Annotated in this window: 21 protein-coding genes; 9 read left to right on the top strand and 12 right to left on the bottom strand. The window is 71.5% G+C overall.

Going from position 1 to position 20,164, the window contains the following annotated elements; genetic code table 11:
* Positions 1–13: 13 nt before the first annotated feature.
* Entirely contained in the window at positions 14–1,246 is a 1,233-nt protein-coding gene (locus KUM44_RS09765; protein ID WP_217207405.1) for an exo-beta-N-acetylmuramidase NamZ domain-containing protein, read from the bottom strand.
* A gap of 161 nt (positions 1,247–1,407) precedes the next feature.
* On the opposite strand from KUM44_RS09765, the gene KUM44_RS09760 reads away from it, so the two are divergent.
* The 3 genes from KUM44_RS09760 to KUM44_RS09750 are packed head-to-tail and all read left to right on the top strand — an operon-like array spanning position 1,408 to position 4,493.
* Positions 1,408–2,181 (top strand): SDR family oxidoreductase, encoded by a 774-nt coding sequence (locus tag KUM44_RS09760; protein ID WP_217207404.1) that lies wholly within the window; start codon positions 1,408–1,410, stop codon positions 2,179–2,181.
* Positions 2,178–3,860, top strand: a complete 1,683-nt coding sequence (locus tag KUM44_RS09755; RefSeq protein WP_217207403.1) for a class I adenylate-forming enzyme family protein — start codon at positions 2,178–2,180, stop codon at positions 3,858–3,860. Before KUM44_RS09760 ends, KUM44_RS09755 begins: the two co-directional genes overlap by 4 nt.
* Before the next feature lie 39 nt (positions 3,861–3,899).
* The gene (locus tag KUM44_RS09750; RefSeq protein WP_217207402.1) at positions 3,900–4,493 is read left to right on the top strand and encodes a TetR/AcrR family transcriptional regulator; all 594 of its coding nucleotides are present in this window, start codon (positions 3,900–3,902) and stop codon (positions 4,491–4,493) included.
* Positions 4,494–4,708: 215 nt separating this feature from the next.
* Here KUM44_RS09750 and KUM44_RS09745 read toward each other — a convergent pair whose 3' ends face one another.
* The 3 genes from KUM44_RS09745 to KUM44_RS09735 all read right to left on the bottom strand — a co-directional run bounded on the left by KUM44_RS09745 (position 4,709) and on the right by KUM44_RS09735 (position 7,439).
* A complete protein-coding gene (locus KUM44_RS09745) occupies positions 4,709–5,923 on the bottom strand; it encodes an acyl-CoA dehydrogenase (protein ID WP_217207401.1) in 1,215 nt (404 codons plus the stop codon).
* A 5-nt stretch (positions 5,924–5,928) separates the two neighbouring features.
* On the bottom strand, positions 5,929–6,951 hold the full coding sequence (locus KUM44_RS09740; protein WP_217207400.1) for a phosphotransferase family protein: 1,023 nt from the start codon (positions 6,949–6,951) through the stop codon (positions 5,929–5,931).
* Positions 6,952–7,142: 191 nt separating this feature from the next.
* The gene (locus KUM44_RS09735; protein ID WP_217207399.1) at positions 7,143–7,439 is read right to left on the bottom strand and encodes a hypothetical protein; all 297 of its coding nucleotides are present in this window, start codon (positions 7,437–7,439) and stop codon (positions 7,143–7,145) included.
* Positions 7,440–7,551: 112 nt separating this feature from the next.
* On the opposite strand from KUM44_RS09735, the gene KUM44_RS09730 reads away from it, so the two are divergent.
* Positions 7,552–8,541 carry an NADP-dependent oxidoreductase gene (locus tag KUM44_RS09730; RefSeq protein WP_217207398.1) on the top strand — a complete coding sequence of 330 codons (990 nt, stop codon included), beginning with the start codon at positions 7,552–7,554 and terminating at the stop codon, positions 8,539–8,541.
* 238 nt (positions 8,542–8,779) lie between these two features.
* On the opposite strand, the gene KUM44_RS09725 is transcribed toward KUM44_RS09730, so the two are convergent.
* From KUM44_RS09725 to KUM44_RS09710, 4 genes are all read right to left on the bottom strand, one after another.
* The gene (locus KUM44_RS09725; protein WP_308402554.1) at positions 8,780–9,109 is read right to left on the bottom strand and encodes a DUF202 domain-containing protein; all 330 of its coding nucleotides are present in this window, start codon (positions 9,107–9,109) and stop codon (positions 8,780–8,782) included.
* Complete coding sequence (locus tag KUM44_RS09720) at positions 9,106–9,498, bottom strand: DUF202 domain-containing protein (RefSeq protein WP_217207397.1); 393 nt, start codon at positions 9,496–9,498, stop codon at positions 9,106–9,108. Before KUM44_RS09720 ends, KUM44_RS09725 begins: the two co-directional genes overlap by 4 nt.
* Before the next feature lie 39 nt (positions 9,499–9,537).
* Positions 9,538–10,056, bottom strand: a complete 519-nt coding sequence (locus KUM44_RS09715) for an NUDIX hydrolase (RefSeq protein ID WP_217207396.1) — start codon at positions 10,054–10,056, stop codon at positions 9,538–9,540.
* A gap of 307 nt (positions 10,057–10,363) precedes the next feature.
* On the bottom strand, positions 10,364–11,260 hold the full coding sequence (locus KUM44_RS09710) for a DMT family transporter (RefSeq protein ID WP_217207395.1): 897 nt from the start codon (positions 11,258–11,260) through the stop codon (positions 10,364–10,366).
* Between the two features lie 307 nt (positions 11,261–11,567).
* Here KUM44_RS09710 and KUM44_RS09705 point away from each other — a divergent pair, with 307 nt between their 5' ends.
* The 4 genes from KUM44_RS09705 to KUM44_RS09690 all read left to right on the top strand — a co-directional run bounded on the left by KUM44_RS09705 (position 11,568) and on the right by KUM44_RS09690 (position 15,523).
* Complete coding sequence (locus KUM44_RS09705) at positions 11,568–12,518, top strand: hypothetical protein (RefSeq protein WP_217207394.1); 951 nt, start codon at positions 11,568–11,570, stop codon at positions 12,516–12,518.
* 36 nt (positions 12,519–12,554) lie between these two features.
* Positions 12,555–14,099 (top strand): APC family permease, encoded by a 1,545-nt coding sequence (locus tag KUM44_RS09700; protein WP_217207393.1) that lies wholly within the window; start codon positions 12,555–12,557, stop codon positions 14,097–14,099.
* Positions 14,100–14,187: 88 nt separating this feature from the next.
* A complete protein-coding gene (locus tag KUM44_RS09695) occupies positions 14,188–14,916 on the top strand; it encodes a molybdopterin-dependent oxidoreductase (RefSeq protein WP_217207392.1) in 729 nt (242 codons plus the stop codon).
* Positions 14,900–15,523 (top strand): cytochrome b/b6 domain-containing protein, encoded by a 624-nt coding sequence (locus tag KUM44_RS09690; protein WP_217207391.1) that lies wholly within the window; start codon positions 14,900–14,902, stop codon positions 15,521–15,523. The genes KUM44_RS09695 and KUM44_RS09690 overlap by 17 nt, the downstream gene beginning before the upstream one ends.
* A gap of 132 nt (positions 15,524–15,655) precedes the next feature.
* Here the strand turns inward: KUM44_RS09690 and KUM44_RS09685 are convergent, their stop codons facing one another.
* Positions 15,656–16,417, bottom strand: a complete 762-nt coding sequence (locus tag KUM44_RS09685; protein WP_217207390.1) for a hypothetical protein — start codon at positions 16,415–16,417, stop codon at positions 15,656–15,658.
* Between KUM44_RS09685 and KUM44_RS09680 the strand changes: the two genes are divergently transcribed.
* On the top strand, positions 16,416–16,772 hold the full coding sequence (locus KUM44_RS09680; protein ID WP_217207389.1) for a hypothetical protein: 357 nt from the start codon (positions 16,416–16,418) through the stop codon (positions 16,770–16,772). The genes KUM44_RS09685 and KUM44_RS09680 overlap by 2 nt on opposite strands.
* A gap of 79 nt (positions 16,773–16,851) precedes the next feature.
* Here KUM44_RS09680 and KUM44_RS09675 read toward each other — a convergent pair whose 3' ends face one another.
* Genes KUM44_RS09675 through KUM44_RS09665 form a run of 3 tightly spaced genes read right to left on the bottom strand, consistent with a single transcriptional unit; the run spans position 16,852 to position 20,115 of the window.
* A complete protein-coding gene (locus KUM44_RS09675) occupies positions 16,852–17,901 on the bottom strand; it encodes an L-idonate 5-dehydrogenase (protein ID WP_217207388.1) in 1,050 nt (349 codons plus the stop codon).
* 14 nt (positions 17,902–17,915) lie between these two features.
* A complete protein-coding gene (locus KUM44_RS09670; RefSeq protein WP_217207387.1) occupies positions 17,916–18,677 on the bottom strand; it encodes an SDR family oxidoreductase in 762 nt (253 codons plus the stop codon).
* A 10-nt stretch (positions 18,678–18,687) separates the two neighbouring features.
* Entirely contained in the window at positions 18,688–20,115 is a 1,428-nt protein-coding gene (locus KUM44_RS09665; protein ID WP_217207386.1) for a GntP family permease, read from the bottom strand.
* Positions 20,116–20,164: the final 49 nt, after the last annotated feature.

The following is a 20,164-nucleotide window of genomic DNA, read 5'->3' as shown; positions in this document are numbered from 1 at the left end:
GGAAGGGGGGCGCTCATTTGTACAGCAGGTACTCCCTGCGCATCCGCCGGAACGCCGCCAACTCCCGCTGCCAGCCCGCCACCACGTCGTCGGTGCCCGCGCCGGCGTCGATCATCGTGCGGACCCGGGTGGAGCCGGTGAGCTTGTCGATCCAGTTGTCGGGCCGCCAACCGAACCCGCTCCAGACCTTCTTGGCGGTCACGAGCAGGCCGATTCCGGTGCGGACGGGGTCGTACGCGGCACGGTCGTGGACATGGATCTGTACGCCGCCGATGGTCCTGCCCTGGAACTTGGAGAAGGTCGGCGCGAAGTAGGCCTCCCTGAAGTGCACGCCGGTCAGGCCGAGGTCGTTGGCCGATGCCGCCCAGCGGCCGTCGATGCCCTCCGCGCCCAGCAGTTCGAAGGGGCGGGTGGTGCCACGGCCCTCCGAGAGGTTCGTGCCCTCGAAGAGGCAGGTGCCCGAGTACACGAGCGCGGTGTCCGGAGTCGGCATGTTCGGGCTCGGCGGCACCCACGGCAGGCCCGAGGCGTCGTAGAAGTCGGATCGCCGCCAGCCCGTCATCCGTACGGTCTCCAGCGGCACCGGCGCGGTGAGGAACTCCCCGTTGAACAGCAGCGCCAGCTCAGCGACCGTCATACCGTGCGCCTGCGAGACGGGCTCCCGGCCGACGAAGGTGGCGAACTCCTTGTGCAGGACCGGGCCTTGGGCCGACCGTCCGGTCACCGGGTTCGGCCGGTCCAGCACGACGAAGCGCTTGCCGGCGAGTCGGGCCGCCTCCATGCAGTCGTAGAGGGTCCAGATATAGGTGTAGAAGCGGGCGCCCACGTCCTGGATGTCGAAGACGATCGTGTCGACGCCGGAGGCCGTGAAGATGTCGGCCAGGGGCTGACCGCTCTTGAGGTACGTGTCGTAGACCGGCAGGCCGGTCGCCGGGTCGTCGTAGCGGCCTTCCGAGCCGCCTGCCTGGGCGGTGCCTCGGAAGCCGTGCTCGGGGCCGAAGACGGCGATCAGGTTGACGCGGTCGTCGGCGTGCATGACGTCGACGATGTGGCGGACGTCTCGGGTTACGCCGGTGGGGTTGGTGACGATGCCGACGCGGTCGCCGCTGAGCTGCGCGTAGGCGTTCGCGGCGAGGTTCTCGAAGCCGGTCTGCCTGCGGCCCTCGGCCGAGTGTGCTGCGGTGGCGGTGGGGATGGTGACTGCTGCCGTTGTCGCTGCGAGTAGGGCTCGTCTGGATAGGCGCATGAGGGGCACCGTATGCGCTCCCGCCGGTTGTGGGGAGTGTGCGGGTGGTACGTGGCCGGTCGCGCAGTTCCCCGCGCCCCTTGGGGGGCGGTCTCTCTTCCCTGCTACATACCGACCGGTTAGTCTGGTCGTCGTAAGGGAGCCGCAGTCGAAGGAGACCGATGGTGGAAGCCGTTCAGGGTGCCGGAGTCGTCGTTACCGGGGCTGGGGGTGGCATCGGAGCGGCGCTTGCGCGTCGGTTCGCCGCCGAAGGGGCCCGGGTGGTCATCAATGACCTGGACGGGGTGAAGGCGGCTGCCGTCGCCGACGAGATCGGGGGCATCGCGGTCCCCGGAGACGCCTCCGCGATCGTCGCTGACGCCAGGGACGCGCTCGGCGGCTCCGTCGACGTCTACTGCGCCAACGCCGGGGTCGCCTTCGGGGGCGAGGAGCCGGGGCAGCCGCTCGACGAGAAGTCCTGGGCGCTGTCCTGGGACGTCAACGTCATGGCCCACGTGCGTGCCGCAAACGCACTGCTCCCGGACTGGCTGGAACGTGGCAGCGGGCGGTTCGTCTCCACCGTCTCCGCCGCCGGGCTGCTGACCATGATCGGCGCCGCGCCCTACGCGGTCACCAAGCACGGCGCCTACGCCTTCGCCGAGTACCTGTCGCTGACATACCGGCACCGTGGCGTGAAGGTCCACGCCATCTGTCCGCAGGGCGTGCGCACCGACATGCTGGACGCCACGGGGGCCGCCGGTGACCTGGTGCTCAAGCCCACCGCCATCGCGCCTCAGGACGTGGCGGACGCCCTGTTCAAGGGCATGGAGGAGGACCGCTTCCTGATCCTGCCGCACCCCGAGGTCGCCGGGTACTACGAGGCGCGGGCCGCCACGCCCGACCGCTGGCTGGCCGGCATGAACCACCTCCAGCAGAAGTGGGAGGAGGTCCGGTGACCGACACCTCCGCCTCCCGTTACGCGGCCAAACCCTGGCTGGCCTTGCTGTCCGATGCCCAGCGCGCCCCTGTGGACCCCGACCACACCCTCGTGCACGCCCTGCGCCGGGTGGTCGCCGAGACTCCGGACCGGACCTTCCTCGCCTACTTCGACGGCCGCCTGACCTACCGCGAGGTCGACGAGCTCAGCGACTCCGTCGCCGGGCACCTCGCCGCCCGTGGCCTGGAGCCCGGAGACCGCGTGGCGATCCTGCTCCAGAACTCCCCGCACTTCGTGCTCGCCCTGCTGGGCGCCTGGAAGGCGGGGGCGGTCGTCGTGCCCGTCAATCCGATGTACAAGTCGGGGGAGGTCGGCCATGTCCTACGGGACGGTGAGGTGGCTGCGCTGATCTGCTCCGACCGGGCCTGGGAGTCGTATCTGCGCCGGGCGGCGGAGGACTCGCCGGTGCGGATCGTGCTCACCGGGTGTGAGTTGGATTTCCAAACGCGCAACGACGCGCGCGTGCTGTCCTTCGAGCGACTTCCGCAGGCCGACGACGCCGACGACCTGACGGCCGTCGCCCGTGCCGGACACAAGGCGCCGGAGGGCCGTGACGGCCGTGCCCCGGGGCCGTCCGACATCGCGCTGATCAGCTACACCTCGGGCACCAGCGGCACCCCCAAGGGCGCCACCAACACGCACGGCAACATCATGTACAACGCCGAGCGGCAGCGGACCGGACTGGAACTGCCCGAGGCGCCCGTCTACTTCGCGCTGGCTCCCCTCTTCCACATCACCGGGATGGTGTGCCAGCTCGGCGCGTGTCTGGACAGCGCGGGCACGCTGGTGCTGGCGTACCGCTTCGAGGCGGGTGTCGTCCTGGACGCGTTCGCCGAGCACGGGCCGCACTACACCGTCGGCCCGTCGACGGCCTTCATGGCGCTGGCCGCCCACCCGGCCGTCACCCGTGACCACTTCGTCTCCTTCCGGACGATCTCCTCCGGAGGCGCCCCGCTGCCGCCCGCCCTGGTGGAGAAGTTCCGGGCCAGCTTCGGGCCGTACATCCGCAACGGGTACGGGCTGACGGAGTGCACCGCCCCCTGCGCCTCCGTCCCGCCCGGGCTGGAGGCGCCCGTCGACCCGGTCTCCGGCACGCTGGCCGTCGGTCTGCCCGGTCCCGAGACGGTCGTACGGATCGTCGACGACCAGGGCCAGGAGGTCCCCTTCGGCGAACAGGGCGAGATCCTCGTCCGCGGCCCGCAGGTCGTCCCCGGCTACTGGCGGCGCCCCGACGCCACCGCCGAGACCTTCCCCGACGGCGAACTGCGCACCGGGGACATCGGCTTCATGGACGCCGACGGCTGGCTCTACGTCGTCGACCGCAAGAAGGACATGATCAACGCGTCCGGCTTCAAGGTCTGGCCGCGCGAGGTCGAGGACGTGCTGTACACCCACCCGGCGGTGCGCGAGGCCGCCGTCGTCGGGGTGCCCGACGGGTACCGCGGGGAGACCGTCAAGGCGTACATCAGCCTCCGTCCGGGTGCGGAAACCGACCCCGGCGCCCTCGCCGAGTACTGCAAGGAGAGACTGGCCGCCTACAAATATCCGCGTCAGGTGGAGATCCTGCCCGACCTGCCGAAGACGGCAAGTGGCAAGATCCTCCGACGGGAACTTCGTTCTCGCGTGAACGACCGCTAGACAGCATGCAGACATCTCGGAAGGGCAGGTGGCGGCACAGTGGCCAGGACGACGGACGGAGACGGTACGCCCGTCCCGCAGCGGCTGCTCGCCGCCGCCACCCGGCTCTTCGCCGAGCGTGGCTATGACCGCACCTCGGTGCAGGAGATCGTGGAGGCGGCCGGCGTCACCAAGGGGGCGCTGTACCACTACTTCGGTTCCAAGGACGACCTGCTGCACGAGGTGTACGCGCGTGTGCTGCGTGTTCAGCAGGAGCGGCTGGACGCGTTCGCGGACGCCGACGAGCCGATCGAGAAGCGGCTCAGAGGCGCGGCGGCGGATGTCGTCGTCACGACGATCGAGAACCTCGACGACGCGATGATCTTCTTCCGGTCCATGCACCATCTGAGCCCGGAGAAGCACAAGCAGGTGAGGGCCGAGCGGCGGCGCTACCACGAACGCTTCCGCGCGCTGGTCGAGGAGGGCCAGGAGGCGGGTGTCTTCTCCAAGGCGACCCCGGCCGACCTGGTGGTGGACTACCACTTCGGCTCCGTCCACCACCTGTCCACGTGGTACCGCCCGGACGGCCCCCTCAGCCCTCAGCAGGTCGCCGACCACCTGGCCGACCTGCTCCTGCGCGCCCTCCGCCCATAACGACGGTTCTCGCCCCCGCCGCCCCTACCCGTCCCATCCTTCTGGGGGCTCCGCCCCAGACCCCGCTCCTCAAACGCCGGAGGCGCTGAGTTCTTTCAGCCCCTCCGGCGTTTGAGGACGAGGCCCGAAGGGCCGACAGCGGGGGCTGGGGGCGCAGCCCCCAGGGACGGGACGGGTAGCGGCGGGGGGGCGAGAAACCCCCGCCGCCACCGGCGTCATACGTACTTCTTCAGCTCCCGCCGCGCCAGCGACCGCTGGTGCACCTCGTCCGGACCGTCCGCGATCATCAGCGTCCGCGCCCCGGCGTACAGCTCGGCCAGTGGGAAGTCCTGGCTGACCCCGCCCGCGCCGTGCACCTGGATCGCCCGGTCGAGAATGTCGACCACCGCCCGTGGCGTGGCGATCTTGATGGCCTGGATCTCCGTGTGGGCGCCCTTGTTGCCGACGGTGTCCATCAGCCAGGCCGTCTTCAGTACCAGCAGCCGCAGCTGTTCGACCGTCACGCGCGCGTCGGCGATCCAGTTGTGCACCACGCCCTGCTGGGCCAGCGCCTTGCCGAACGCCGTACGGGACACGGCCCGCCGGCACATCAGCTCGATGGCCCGCTCGGCCATGCCGATCAGCCGCATGCAGTGGTGGATACGGCCGGGACCGAGCCGGGCCTGGGCGATGGCGAAGCCGCCGCCCTCCTCGCCGATCAGGTTCGACACCGGCACGCGCGCGTGGTCGAAGATCACCTCGGCGTGACCGCCGTGGGAGTGGTCCTCGTAGCCGAACACCTGCATGGCGCGCTTGACGGTGACGCCCGGGGTGTCGCGGGGGACCAGGATCATGGACTGCTGGCGGCGGATGTCGTCGCCGTCCGGGTCCGTCTTGCCCATCACGATGAAGATCTTGCAGTCCGGGTTCATCGCCCCGGAGATGTACCACTTGCGGCCCGTGATGACGTATTCGTCGCCGTCCCGCTCGATCAGCGTGGTGATGTTGGTGGCGTCGGACGAGGCCACCTCCGGCTCGGTCATCGCGAACGCCGAGCGGATCTCACCGGCCAGCAACGGCTCCAGCCACTGCTTCTTCTGCTGCTCGTCGGCGAACTGGGCCAGCACCTCCATGTTCCCGGTGTCGGGCGCCGCGCAGTTCGTGGCGGTGGGCGCGAGCTGCGGGGAACGGCCGGTGATCTCCGCCAGCGGGGCGTACTGGAGGTTGGTGAGGCCGGCACCGTACTCGGCGTCCGGGAGGAAGAGGTTCCACAGGCCCTGCCTGCGCGCCTCGGCCTTGAGCTCCTCGACCACGGCCGGGGTGTCCCACGGGGACGCCAGCGCGGCCCGCTGCTCCTCCGCCACCGCCTCCGCCGGATAGACGTACTCGTCCATGAAGGCGAGCAGTTTGGCGCGCAGTTCCTCGGTGCGCGCGTCGAACGCGAAGTCCATGGCGTTCAGCCTTCCTGAAGGGTGGTGAGGCCGTGCTGGATGAAGACGGGGACCAGGTCGCCGATGCGGTCGAAGCCGCGGCCGACCGTCTGGCCCAGCGTGTAGCGGTAGTGGATGCCCTCCAGGATCACGGCGAGCTTGAACCAGGCGAACGCCGTGTACCAGGAGACCGCGGAGACGTCGCGCCCCGAACGTGCGGCGTACCGCTCGATCAGTTCGGCCGGTTCCGGGTGGCCCGGGGCCTCGGCCGTGGTGGAGACGGGGGAGTCGGGCATGCCCAGCGGCATGCTGTACATCACCAGCAGACCCAGGTCGGTGAGCGGGTCGCCGAGCGTGGACATCTCCCAGTCGAGGATCGCCTTGATCGTGTCGTCCGCACCGATCAGGACGTTGTCGAGCCGGTAGTCGCCGTGCACCACGGTCGCGGCGGGGGAGGCGGGCAGCCGGCGGCCGAGCGTCGCGTGGAGCTCGTCGATGCCGGCCAGCTCACGGTTGCGGGAGGCGTCCAACTGCTTGCCCCAGCGACGCAGTTGCCGGTCCAGGAAGCCCTCGGGCCGGCCGAAGTCCGCAAGACCCACCGACGCCGGGTCCACCGCGTGCAGCTCGACGAGGGTGTCCACCAGCGACAGCACCGCGCCCCGGGTGCGCTCAGGGCCGAGCGGGGCGAGCTGGTCGGCGGTGCGGTACGGGGTGCCCTCGACGAACTCCATGACGTAGAACGGCGCCCCGAGCACCTCCTCGTCCTCGCACAGCAGCACCGGCCGCGGCACCGGCACACTGGTCGGGTGCAGCGCGCTGATGACCCGGTGCTCGCGCTTCATGTCGTGCGCCGTGGCGAGGACATGGCCGAGCGGGGGGCGGCGTACGACCCACTTCGAGGTGCCGTCGGAGACCGCGTAGGTGAGGTTCGACCGTCCGCCCTCGATCAGCCGGCCGGTCAGCGGACCCTGCGCCAGACCGGGCCGCTCGCGATCGAGCAGGCCGCGCAGTCGGTCGAGATCGAGACCGGGCGGATGGTCGGGGCTCATACATCGCTCCTGAAGGGGAGGTGAACGGGACCTGACTCATGATGCCGACCAGTCGGTATGTAGTCCAGTGGGCGAGCCGAACGTGATCGGGGCCACGATAGGCCGACAGCTCCCCGCTCGGTGCGCCGGGGAGCTGTCGGTGGTCCTTTCTCGGCCAGTGCGCCGAGGCGGCCGGGGTCTCGGGGGTGGGCTCAGTGGTCGTCCCAGTGGCCGTCGTGGGGGGCGTGCCGGTGGCCGTCGTGGAGGTAGTCGACGTGGTCGCCGTGCAGGACGCTCTCGTGTCCGCAGTCGGCGCCGTGCTGATGGGTGTGGCCCTCGTGTGCGACGTGCCCGTTCGCCTCGCACTCGTCCCAGTGGCCGCTGTGCTCGCGGTGCAGGTGACCGTCGTGCGCGTAGTCGGTGTGGTCGCCGTGCGGCACCGCGGTGTGCCCGCAGTCCGGACCGTGGGTGTGCGTGTGGGAGGGGTGTTCCGTGTGCAGGGTGGTCATGGTGCTCGCCTTCGGAGGTGGGGGTGGTGACGTCGGACAGGCTGCCACGCGAACGCCGCATATCGGGCTATTCGGCTTGCGTGGCGTCCCGCCACCCCGGAGGGTCGAACCCATGAAGGGCATCAGCTACACACGCTACGGCGGGCCCGAGGTGCTCGCATACGGAGAGGTGCGCGAGCCGCGCGTCGGCCCCGACTCCGTGCTGGTCAAGGTGCGGGCGGCGGCCGTCAACCCGGTCGACTGGAAGTGCCGTGAGGGCCACATGGACCGGATGCTGGAGCCGGCCTTCCCGGTGGTGCCGGGGTGGGACGTCTCCGGAGTCGTGGTCCAACCGGGCGTGTCCGTCACCGAGTTCGGCGTCGGCGACGAGGTCATCGGCTATGTGCGCGAGGACCTCCTCTCCCACGGCACCTTCGCCGAGTACGTGGCCGCCCCCCTGCGCACCCTCGCACGCAAGCCCCGCAACCTCACCTGGGAGCAGGCGGCCGGTCTGCCCCTGGTCGGGCTGACGGCGTATCAGGTGCTGACCAGGATCCTTCAGGTGCGGCGCGGTGAGACCGTCCTCGTGCACGCCGCGGCCGGGGGTGTGGGCTCGATCGCCGTCCAGCTCGCCCGCCATCTGGGTGCCCGGGTGATCGGCACGGCGAGCCCGCACAACCACGACTTCGTCCGCGGCCTCGGCGGCGAACCCGTCGAGTACGGCGACGGCCTGACCGAACGGGTGCGAGGCCTCGCACCCGAGGGCGTGGACGCCGCGTTCGACACGGTCGGCGGTGGCGCACTGAAGGCCTCGGCCAACCTCCTCGCCCCCGAGGGCCGCCTGGTGTCGATCGCCGACCCGGACGTCTTCGACTACGGCGGCCGCTACTACTTCGTCCGCCCCGACGCGACGGACCTGCTGAGGCTGACCGAGCTCGCGGAGGAGGGCGTGGTGAGCGTGCACGTCTCGGAGACCTTCCCGCTGGAGCGAGCGGCGGACGCCCACCGGCTGAACCAGGAGGGCCGCACCCGGGGCAAGATCGTGGTCACGGTGGACTGGGAGACGGAGGAGGAGCCGGTGGCACCGGAAGGGTTGTGGCAGGAGACGGACCAGAGCCCCTAGGGGTGTTTTGAAGGTCCCGCACAGCGCCCACGGCGCCCGGCACGCACCCTCGCCGCACCGGCCAAAGGCCCAAGTAGCTCCTCCGCCACTCACGGCTTCGCTCGAGCGGGGGGGCCCTCATCGAGGGCCTTCGTCCGGCACGCCGAGGGCACGCACCGGCTGCGACACCAGCCGCCGCCGCGGCGGGCGCGGGCACCGCACGGGACTTTCAAAACACCCCTTGGCTCTTCGAGAGGCCTCACAGGACCAGGGCGGCGCCGCACACCGCCAAGGCCATCGTGAACAGGACCATGGCCGCGGCATGCCGGGGAGCCAGCGGCGTGGGCTCGGGTGATGCGGACAGGGCGTGGATGCGGCGGTGGGCGAGGGCCAGGAAAGCCAGCCACAGTCCGCAGCACAGGGCGCAGGCGACGATCCCGGCCACCGAGAGGCTGCCGTGCAGCGCGGTCTTCATGGCGAGTACGGCGGCCACCGCGCCGGACAGTGTCGTACGGCGCCACGCGAGGCGCGTCCGCTCGGGTTGCAGTCCCGGATCGCGTACCGGCTCCACGGGCGGCCCGGCGCTCACCCCTCCCACCCGACGAGGACGACGAAGACCATCGCGACGGCGACGACCGCGACCACGAGGCTCAGCACCGCCGGGAACCGCGACACCGGCAGATCCTCGCCCCGGCGCATCGCCCGCTCGCAGCGCACCCAGTGGTTGACCGCGCGGAGCGAACACAGCACGCCCGCCGCGAGCAGCGCCAGCGCAAGACCGACCCGCCAGCCCCAGCGCAGGTCCGGCAGGAACTGGTCCACCGCGAAGCCGCCGCCGATGAGGGCGAGTGCGGTACGCAGCCAGGCCAGGAAGGTGCGCTCGTTCGCCAGCGAGAACCGGTAGTCGGGAGTGCCGCCCTCCTGCCGGACTTCCTGCGGCGCGAACCACAGCCGGACGTTTCGTACGAACTCGATCACATGCACGACCCTATCCGGGTGGAGCCGACCCGGGGCGGATCAGCCGGCCGCCGCCCGATAGGCCCTGAGCCGCTCGTACGCCGCCAGCCCGTCCGGCACCCAGACCCACTCCGTCAGCCGCCGCTCCACCTCGTCCTCGGGCAGAAAGGCGTGCCAGGCGACCTCCTCCACCTGCGGGCTCACCGGCAGCTCGCAGCGCACCTCGTACACCGCCGACCACCAGGTCTGCCCGGCACCGTCGTCGTAGAGGAACTTGAACAGGTACGAGGGCTGCGGCAGACCCTTCACGCCGAGTTCCTCCTCGGCCTCGCGCAGCGCGGCGTCCTCGTATGACTCGCCCGCCCCGACCACCCCGCCGACGAACATGTCGTACCGCGAGGGGAACACCAGCTTGTTCGGGGTGCGGCGATGCACGAAGAGGCGGCCCTGGGCGTCCCGGGCCTCGACGAAGACACAGCGGTGGCGCAGCCCCTTGGCATAGGCCTCGCCACGCGGCGACTGCCCGACGACCCGGTCCTGCTCGTCGACGATGTCGAGGATCTCGTCAGCGGAACTCATGGGGCCATCCAACCAGTACGGCATCTCGCCCCGCCGCCCCTACCCGTCCCATCCCCAGGGGCTCCGCCCCTTCGACCCCGGGTCGTTCTTCGGGTGCGGGCGAGTGGGGGCTGGTCGCGCCCACGCGGTGGAGCCGCACATCGATACAGCCCCGCGCCCCTTCTGGGGGTCCGCCCCAGACCCCGCTCTTCAAACGCCGGAGGGGCTGGGTATTTCAGCCCGTCCGGCGTTTGAGGACGAGGCCCGGAGGGCCGACAGGGGGGGTCTGGGGGCGCAGCCCCCAGGGACACCCGGGCCGTCGACACGGTCAGGTCGTGGCCACCGCCGCAGCCGTCCGCTTCGGCTGCACGGCCCCGCAGGGCATCGCGGAATGCGTTCCGAGGAGGATGATGCCGACCACGATCCCGGCCAGCCCCGCGGCCTCCCACGCCAGCGCACCCGAGTCGGCGCGCAGCCGGTCGCCGAGGAAACCGACGCCGCAGAGGATGCCGGCCAGCGGCTGGGCGGCGGTCAGGGCCGGCAGGGACATCCGCAGGGACGCCGTCTCGAACGCGCTCTGGACGAGGATCAGGCCGGTGAGGCCGAGGGCCACCACGGCGTACGGCTGCCAGCTGGTCAGGACCTCCGCCATGCCGCCCTCGGCGAAACGCTGGCCGGTCACCCGCGTCAGGGCGTCCTGCACGCCGTACAGCAGACCGGCGGCCGTGGCCAGCAGCGCAGGGCCCGCGCTGAGCCGCGAACGCTTGGCGTACGCCGTGAGCAGCAGGGCCACCCCGACCATGACGCCGATGATCAGCCACTGCCGGAAGGGACCGCTGGGCGCCGTGCCGCCATGTGGCTGGCCGGCGACGATGAACGCCGTGACGCCGCCCGCGAGCAGGGCGAGACCCGTCCAGCCCTGGCGGCCCAGTGGCCGCTTGGTCTGGCGGCGGGAGAGTGCGAGCGCGAACAGCAGGTTGGTCGCCAGCAGGGGCTCCACCAGGGAGATCTCGCCCTGGCCCAGCGCCATCGCGCCCAGGGCCATGCCGACCACCATGAGTCCGATGCCGCCAAGCCAGCGGGGCACCTTCATCAGGTCGAGCAGGATCCGGGGGGAGAGGAAGTCGCTCAGTGGCGCCTTCTGCGCCGCGTTCTGCTGGAGAACGAAGCCGAAGCCGAGACAGCATGCGGCGCTGACGGCGAGTATCAGGATTTGGAGCGACACGCTGCGTACCTCGATCATCCTGCCGGGCGGACGGGGTGCGTAAGGGCCGACTGTAGCGGCCTTAGGCCCGGCATGCGCGTCCCGCAATCCTGCGGTGCCCGCGGCGGCGGCGCTATGACGCACGCCACACCATACGGACAATTCCGACATTGGGGTCACCCCTGTATGTCACAACTGTCCCAGGGGTAACTGGAGTTGACGCGTGTAACGCGTCGGCGGCCCTTGACGTGAACCATTGGCTGCGGATTTGCTGTGTGTGATCGGTCGATGACAGTCCACATTCTCTCCCCCGACAGAACCCAAAACGGTGCCCCCACCTCCCCCACCCCTCGGCCGCGGCCGGAAGCGCGCAGCCCACGCCTTCGACGCGGCCCTCGACGACACCGAGCTCGCCGCGGCCCGTACCGCTCTGGCCCAGGGCAGATGGCAGACGGCCCGCTCGCTGCTCGCCCGCACCGGCGACGACTGGGACCGCAGAGGGCACCGCGTCACCGTCCTCGCCCGGGAGCCGTACTGCGCCCCCTGGACCCGTGACTGGCTGCTCGCCGAACCCGACTCCGCCGACGCCGCCGTCCTGCTCGCCCTCGCCCAGGTCCAGCGCGCCCTGCGGGGCAAGGAGAAGCCGGTCCGCGCCCGCGAGTCCTGCCACTTTGCAGCCGCCCTCGCGCCCGCCGACCCCACCCCCTGGCTCGGCCTGCTCATGCTGGAGAGCGCCCTGGGTGCCGAGGAGGAGGTGCGGCGCCATTTCGCCGAGGTCCGCGCCCGCTACGCCGACCACCACCACGCCCACCACCTGATGGTCGCCCGCCTCGCGGAGCGCCGTACCGGATCCGGCGCCGACCCGCTCCACGAGGTCTACGACTTCGCCAACGAGGCCGCCGAGCGTGCCCCCGCCGACTCCCCGCTGGCCGTCCTCCCGGTCGTCGCCCACGCCGAGCGCTACCGCGTCCTCGCGGGCGCCGGACACGAGCCCGGCGACGCGGCCTTTTCCGGGCACTGGAGCGGCCGCCGGGCCCGGCAGGTGATGCGGGCCGCCTTCGACTGGTGGCTGGAGTGGGAGCAGGAGGGCCACCCGCGCCGTCTGGTCGACCTGAACTACCTCGCCCACGCCAAGGTCTGCGAGGGCCGGGGCGCCGAGGCCGCCGCCCTGTTCCACCGCATCGGCGAGCACGCCACCCCCACGCCGTGGTCGTACCCGGACCGCGACCCGTATTCCGCCTTCCGCGCCGCACGCGACACCGCGCTCGGCACGGCGTAACGCCCCCAACCGCAGTCGACCCAAGGACGGTCCCCGATGACCACGGGCAGTTCCAGCACGAGCAGAGCCATGACAGGCAGTGGCGGCATCAGTACGTTCAAGGGACAGGACCGCGCCCTGCGCGCCGACCGGCTGGGCACGACGGGCCTGCTGCTGTCCGTGCTCGCCGCCACGGCACCCCTGATGGTCGTCGCTGGTGTCATGCCCACGACCTTCGGGGTGATGGGCGTCCTCGGCCAGCCGCTGCTCTTCGTGATCCTCGGCCTCGTCCTCGCGCTCTTCAGCGTCGGATACGCCGAGATGAGCCGGCACGTCCACAACGCCGGCGCCTTCTACGCCTACATCTCCCGCGGCCTCGGCGGCACCGCCGGTGCCGGCGCCGCGATGGTCGCGCTCGTCGCCTACAACGCGCTCCAGGTCGGCATCTACGGCATCTTCGGCTTCGAGGTCTCCGGGCTGTTCGCCACCTACCTCGACATGGAGGTCGCCTGGTGGATACCGGCGCTGCTGGCCGTACTCCTGGTCGGCGGGCTCGGCTGGCTGAAGATCGACCTCAACGCGCGCGTGCTCGGCGTGCTGCTGCTCATCGAGGTCGCCCTCGTCGTCATCTTCGACGTCGCCGCGCTCGGCGACCCCGGCAAGGAGGGCCTGTCGCTGCACGCCTTCAACCCGGACACCCTCACCGGAGCGGGCATCGGCACCGCCCTGTGCTTCTGCGTCGCCGCCTTCCTCGGCTTCGAGCAAGCCCCCGTCTACGCCGAGGAGACCAGCCGCCCGCACGTCCTCGTGCCCCGCGTGATGTACCTGGCCATCGGCGGCATCGCCGTCTTCTACACGATCAGCTGCTGGGCGTACACCGTCGCCGCCGGCCCCTCGGCCGTCGTCGGCACCGCACAGGAACAGAGCGCCGGACTGCTGTTCTTCCTCACCGAGGACCTGCTCGGCACCGGCTTCACCGACGTCCTGCACGTGCTCTTCGTGACCGGCATGTTCGCGGCGATGCTCAGCTTCCACAACGTCGTCGCCCGCTACGCCTTCGCCATGGGCCGCGAGGGACTGCTGCCCGCCGCCTTCGGCCGCACCAGCGGCGCGAGCGGCGCCCCCGGCACCGGATCGCTGCTCCAGACCGGGATCTCGCTCGTGGTCGTCGCCGCGTTCGCGGTCGCCGACGACAAGCCGACCGGCGACCCGACCGCACCGGTCCTGCACCTGTTCACCTGGATGGGCAGCCTCGGCGCGCTCGGCGTCACCGCCCTGATGGCCGCCGCCTCGGTCTCGGTGATCGTCTTCTTCCTGCGCCGGGGTGCCGCGGCCGCCCAGTTCTGGCGGCTGACCGCCTCCGGCCTTGCCGTCCTCGCGCTGCTGTTCATCGTCGTCTGGACCGTCAAGGACTTCGACGTCCTGATCGGTGCGGGCCCCGGCTCCGCCCTCGGCTGGGCGCTGCCCGCCGTCATCGCCCTCGCCCTCGCCGCCGGCCTCGCCCAGGGCCTGCTCCTGCGCTCCCGCGCCCCCGAGGCCCACGCCCGCATCGGGCTCGGCAACGAGGCGTTCCAGCTGGAGAAGGCCGCCCGCGGCGACTGATGAGAGCCCGGTGAGAGATGGTTACGGAAATCTGACGGGCACCCGCGTTCCCTGGTCCAGTGGGGGGACGCGGGTGTTCGATAAGTACGTGAACTCCGGACAACCCGAAGAGCCGCGGGGCAAACCCATCGGCCGCCGCGTCCTCCTCGGCACCCTCGGTTTGGGCGCCCTCGGCGTGGCCACCGCGCCCACCCTCCAGCGCGGCCTGGAGTCCTTCCTCGCGGGCGCGTCCGACAAGGACCCCACCGGCCTGACCGGCCTGCTCCCCAACGGCGGCGGCTTCCGCTACTACTCGGTCACCTCCTCCGTCCCCCGCAAGAACGCCGACACCTACCGCCTCACGATCGACGGCCTCGTCGACCACCCCGCCACCTACACGCTGGCCGAACTGCGCGCCCTGCCGCAGACCCGGATGGTGCGCGACGTCCAGTGCGTCACCGGCTGGCGGGTGCCCGACACCCCCTTCGAAGGGGTCCGCCTGTCCCGGCTGCTCGACGCCGCGGGAGTGCGCGAGGGGGCCGGGGCGGTGCGCTTCACCTGCTTCGACGGCGCGTACAGCGAGAGCCTCACCCTCGACCAGGCCCGCCGCGCGGACGTCCTGGTCGCCCTGCGCATGCAGGACAAGGACCTGGGCCACGCCCACGGCGGCCCCGTCCGCCTCTATGTGGCGCCCATGTACTTCTACAAGTCCGCCAAGTGGCTCTCCGGCATCACCGTCACCAAGGACGTGAAGCCGGGCTACTGGGAGGAACGGGGCTACGACGTCGACGCGTGGGTCGGCCGCTCGAACGGACGCGACGATGACCCTACGACTTGACGCCCCCGGCCCGACCACCGGCGTCCGGCGCTTCGGCCGCGCCTCCCGCTGGGCGCACCGCACGACGGCCGCGCTGATGGGCGTGTGCGTGGTGACCGCGGCCTGTCTGTACGTCCCCCAGCTCGCCGAACTCGTCGGCCGCCGCGAACTGGTGGTCCGTGTCCACGAGTGGGCCGGCCTCGCCCTGCCCGTCCCCGTCCTGGCCGGCCTCGCCTCCCGCGCCTTCCGCGCCGACCTCGGCTTCCTCAACCGCTTCGGCCCCCACGACCGCGTGTGGCTGCGCGCCGCCCTGCGCCGCGACAAGCGACGCGCTTCCCGTCCGGCGGGCAAGTTCAACGCCGGGCAGAAGATCTACGCCGCCTGGATCGCCGGCGCGACCCTGGTGATGCTCGGCACCGGCCTCCTCATGTGGTTCACCCACCTCACACCCCTGGTGTGGCGCACCAGCGCGACCTTCGTCCACGACTGGCTGGCCCTCACCATCGGCATCGTCCTCGCCGGGCACATCGGCATGGCCCTAGGGGATCCGGAGGCCCGCAGAGGCATGCGGACCGGCTCCGTCAGCCGGGAGTGGGCCGAGCGGGAGCATTCGCTGTGGCGTCCGTGACAGGCGCTCTGCGGGGAGAGCCGTTGAGCGCCGAGGTGGGTGGGGCGAGGTGTCGTTGGGTGGCTGCGGGTTGGTTGTGGCTGGTCGCGCCCACGCGGCGGTAGCCGCACAGTGATGACAGCCCCGCGCTCCTTAGGGGGGTGTCGGACCGTCGGTGAATGCGAACGGGGCGATTGGGGTCGCGCCTGTGCTCGGCTCCGGCACGGTGCCCGGTGCGGTGACGGTGAAAGCGGTCGGCATGCGCGTCTCGATGCCGGCGTGTTGGACGGTCACGTCGGCCGGCCCCGGCTCCAGCGCCGGTACGACGACGGACAGCACCAGTCGGCCCGCTGCCACCGAGGTCAGTACGGGCACCGCGGCCACATGCTGACCGCCGACGCTCACGACCGCGCCCCGCAGCAACTCGGCAGGGTCGAAGTAGGCGTCCGCCAGCTCGATCCCGATCACCTCGCCGGGCTTCGCCTCGCCGTCGCCGCCCGTGTCCACCCCGGAGATCCGGTAGCCGCAGGCAGCGGGGGTGCCGCTCGGCGAGGGCCTCAACCGTACGGTGGCCTCGGGGTGCCGCCGGTGGAAGTCGAGGAGCACGCCCAGGACGGCGTACGCGGCACGGCCCTTGCAACTGCCGGCCCCGTCCGCCAGGGCGGCATGGTCCTGCACCGCCTGCTTCCAGCTCCCGCCCTCGCCTTGCACGGCCAGACACGCGGAGGCAAGCCCTCGCATCAGCGTCCACTCGGCGTCGGCAGTCGTCCGCGGGATCACGTTCAGCGCTGCCCGGCACTCGGTGGGATCGCGGAGCAGGTCGTACACGCTCGCCGGGTCAGCGGTGCCGTCGGTGTCCGGCGAGTCGGGGCCGGGCGGCAGCCAGCCGGGGGCTTCGAGGAGCTTCTGGCTCATGGAGGGGCTGGGCGAGGGACTCGCCATCTTCTTCTCCACCTCGCCACGGGAAGGGCTGGGCGGCGGGGTCGGCGGCGGGTTCGTCACCGCCGGCCGGCCCACGTGGCCGTCGGGCGACTGCCGTGGCGGGGCAGTGGCCCCGCCCGGCGGTCCGTTCGGCACCTTGCGGAGACCGGCCGAGGGCCCGGCGGTGACCACCGTGTCCCCGCCGCCCCTGCCGTCCGCAGTGCGACCCCCGTCACTTGTGAAGGCCGCTGCGGCCACCGCCACCGCGCCCACGACGAGCAGCCCCGAGATACGCATCCCGAGGGAAACCGCCATCACGCCCCCCGAAGTCCTCGCCCCCGACGACTGAGTCAGCCGCCAAGGGTCACCTCATCATCAGGCCGAAGGCGCCCTCGGGGAAGCCGGTTCAGGTGATCGTCCGTGCGAGTTCAGACACCCTGCACCGCGGAGTCCGGGCCTCCGAAGTCCAGCAGCACCTTGCACGCGTTGCTCCGGTCCGCCGCCAGCGCGAACGCCGCCTCGGCCTCCCGCACCGGCACCACCGCGCTGACCAGCCCGTCGAACGACGCCTCGGCCGCGAGCAGTTCCAGCCCCGCGTCGAACTCCGTGTCGAAGCGGAACGCCCCGCGCAGCTCGATCTCCCGGCTCACGACGAGGTTCCCCGCGAACGGACTCCGCCCCGGCGGCAGCATCCCCAACTGCACCACGACGCCGCCCCGCCGCACCAGCCGCAGACAGGTCTCCAGGCCCGCGGCGACGCCCGACGCCTCGACGGCCACGTCAACCTCGGAAGGCCACCCGGCGTCGTCCGGATCGTCGGCCCGTACGAGGGTGTCGGCGCCGGCGATCCGCGCGTACTCCAGAGCCGTCGGCAGCAGGTCCGTCACCGTGACGTGGGCCGCCCCGGCCGCCTTCGCCGCCGCGACCACCAGGCACCCGATGGGGCCGGCACCGGTCACCAGGACATGCCGCCCGGCCACCTCTCCGGCCCGCCGCACCGCGTGCAGCGCGACGGACAGAGGCTCGGCGAGCGCCGCCCGGCGCAGATCGAGACCGGCCGGGAGCGGCCTCAACTGGTCTGCGGGGACGGCCACTTGGGCGGCGAAACCGCCCTGCACATGCGGAAAGCGGGCCGCGCTGCCCAGGTAGCGGGTGTCCCGGCAGACGTTGCGCCGACCGCCCGAGCACTCCGGGCAGACCCCGCAGGGAGTGGCGGGGTGCACCGCGACGGCCGTACCGGCGGCCGGACCCGAGGCCCCGTCGCCGTACGCGACCACCGTCCCGACGACCTCGTGCCCGAGCAGCATCGGCTCCCTGAGCCGGAAGTCGCCGACCCCGCCGTGCCGCCAGTAGTGCAGATCGGAGCCGCAGACCCCGCCGTACCGCACGGCCACCAGCGCCTGCCCCCGACCCGGGACCGGTACCGGCAGCTCCTCGACCCGCAGGTCGTCCTGACCGTGGATCACACAGCCGAGCATCCGCGAGGCCTCCTTCACAGCACGCTCGTCATGCCGCCGTCGACGTACAGCACCTGCCCGGAGACGAAGTCCGCGGCCGGAGAGGCGAGGAACAGCACCCCGCCGACCAGGTCCTCGGTACGGCCCCAGCGGCCGGCCGGGGTGCGTCGGCGCACCCAGGCGCTGAACTCCTCGTCGGCGACGAGAGGTTGGGTCAGCTCGGTCTCGATGTAGCCGGGGCCGAGGCCGTTGACCTGGACGCCGTACGGGCCCCAGTCGGCGCACATGCCCTTGGTGAGCATCTTCAGCGCGCCCTTGGTGGCTGCGTAGGGCGCGATGCCGGGCCGGACCACCTCGCTCTGGAGCGAGCAGATGTTGATGATCTTTCCGTGGCCGCGTTCCGTCATCCGCCGTGCGACCTCCCGGCCCACCAGGAACGCGCTCGTGAGGTTGGTGTTCAGGATGCGGTGCCAGTCGGAGTCGGTGAACTCCAGGAGCGGGGAGCGCAGTTGCATACCCGCGTTGTTGACCAGGATGTCCAGCGGGCCCACCCGCTCCTCGACATCCGTTGTCCCTGCGGCCACCGACGGGCCGTCGGTCACGTCGAACACGGCCGTGTGGACGTCCCCCGGCAGTTCGGCGGCGGCCTTGGTGAGGCGTTCGCCGTCCCGTCCGTTGAGGACCACCGTGCAGCCGGCCTCCGCCAGACCGCGGGCGAGCGCCAGGCCGATGCCCCGGCTGGAGCCGGTGACCAGGGCCGTGCGGCCGCTGATGTCGAAGAGGGGGTGAGCCGTCATCGTCGTACCCCTAAATGACCAGTGAGAGCAGCAGGACCAGACCGCCGGCGACCACCGAGATGATCGTCTCCATCACCGACCAGGTCTTGACGGTCTGGCCGACGTCCAGCCCGAAGTACTCCTTGACCAGCCAGAACCCGGCGTCGTTCACATGGCTGAAGAAGAGCGAACCGGCGCCGATGGCGAGGACCAGCAGGGCCGCGTGGGTCGTCGACATCTCGGCGGCCAGCGGCGCCACGAGCCCGGCGGCCGAGACCGTCGCCACCGTCGCCGACCCCGTCGCCAGCCGGATCGCGACCGCGATCAGCCAGGCCAGCAGCAGCGCCGGGATCGACCAGTCCTTGGAGATGTCCAGGACCATCTGACCCACACCCGTGTCGATCAGCGTCTGCTTGAAGCCGCCGCCCGCGCCCACGATCAGCAGGATGCCCGCGATGGGCGCGAGGCTCTTCTCGACCAGCGGCGAGACCCGCTCCTTGCCGAACCCGGCCGGCTCGAGCAGCGTGAAGATGCCCAGGAGGACGGCGGCGAGAAGCGCGATCATCGGGGAGCCGACGACGTCGAACACGCGCTGCACGGTGTTCTCGGGGTCGTCGATCACGATGTCGACCAGCGCCTTCGACAGCATCAGGACGACGGGCAGGAGGATCGTCAGCAGCGTCGGCCCGAAAGCGGGGCGCGACTGCGGTTCCCCGGAGGCGCGCTCGCCGGGGATCTGACCGGAATCCCCGAGGGACTGGAGCATCCGCTCCGGCGCCGGGACGTCCACCCAGCGGGCCGCGTACCGCGAGAACACCGGACCGGCGATGATCACCGTCGGTATGGCGATGAGGACCCCGAGCGCCAGCGTGACGCCCAGGTCGGCGCCGACCGCGTCGATCGCGACCAGCGGACCGGGGTGCGGCGGGACCAGGCCGTGCATCACGGAGAGGCCGGCGAGGGCCGGGATGCCGATGCGCATCAGCGAGTAGTTGCCGCGCTTGGCGACCATCAGCACGACCGGGATCAACAGCACGACGCCGACCTCGAAGAACAGCGGCAGACCGATCACCGAGGCGATCAGCACCATCGCCCACGGCATCGAACGGCCGCCCGCCTTGGCGAGGATCGTGTCGACGATCTGGTCGGCGCCGCCGGAGTCGGCGAGCATCTTGCCCAGGACCGCGCCGAGTGCGATCAGCACGCCGACGCCGGCCACCGTGGTGCCGAGTCCGGCGCTGAAGCTGGTGATGACCTTGTCGAGCGGTGCCCCGGCGATGGCGCCGAGCGCCAGCGACCCGAGGGTCAGCGACAGGAACGCGTGGAGTTTGAACCGGGTGATGAGCAGGACGATGACGGCGATGCCCGCCAGGACGGCGATGCCCAGCTGAGCGTGGCCGGCCGAGGTGATGGGCTCGACGGTGTCCGCTGCCAGCATCTCGACGCTGAGTCTGGTCACGGGTTTCCCTTGCAGGTACGGGGGTTGGGGAGGGGGTGGTGCCGGGGGG

It is taken from the genome of Streptomyces sp. AC550_RSS872 (assembly GCF_019049285.1).
GTDB lineage: Bacteria > Actinomycetota > Actinomycetes > Streptomycetales > Streptomycetaceae > Streptomyces.
Note: the sequence above shows the minus strand (reverse complement) of the source record. Positions and strands in the feature narration are given on the sequence as shown.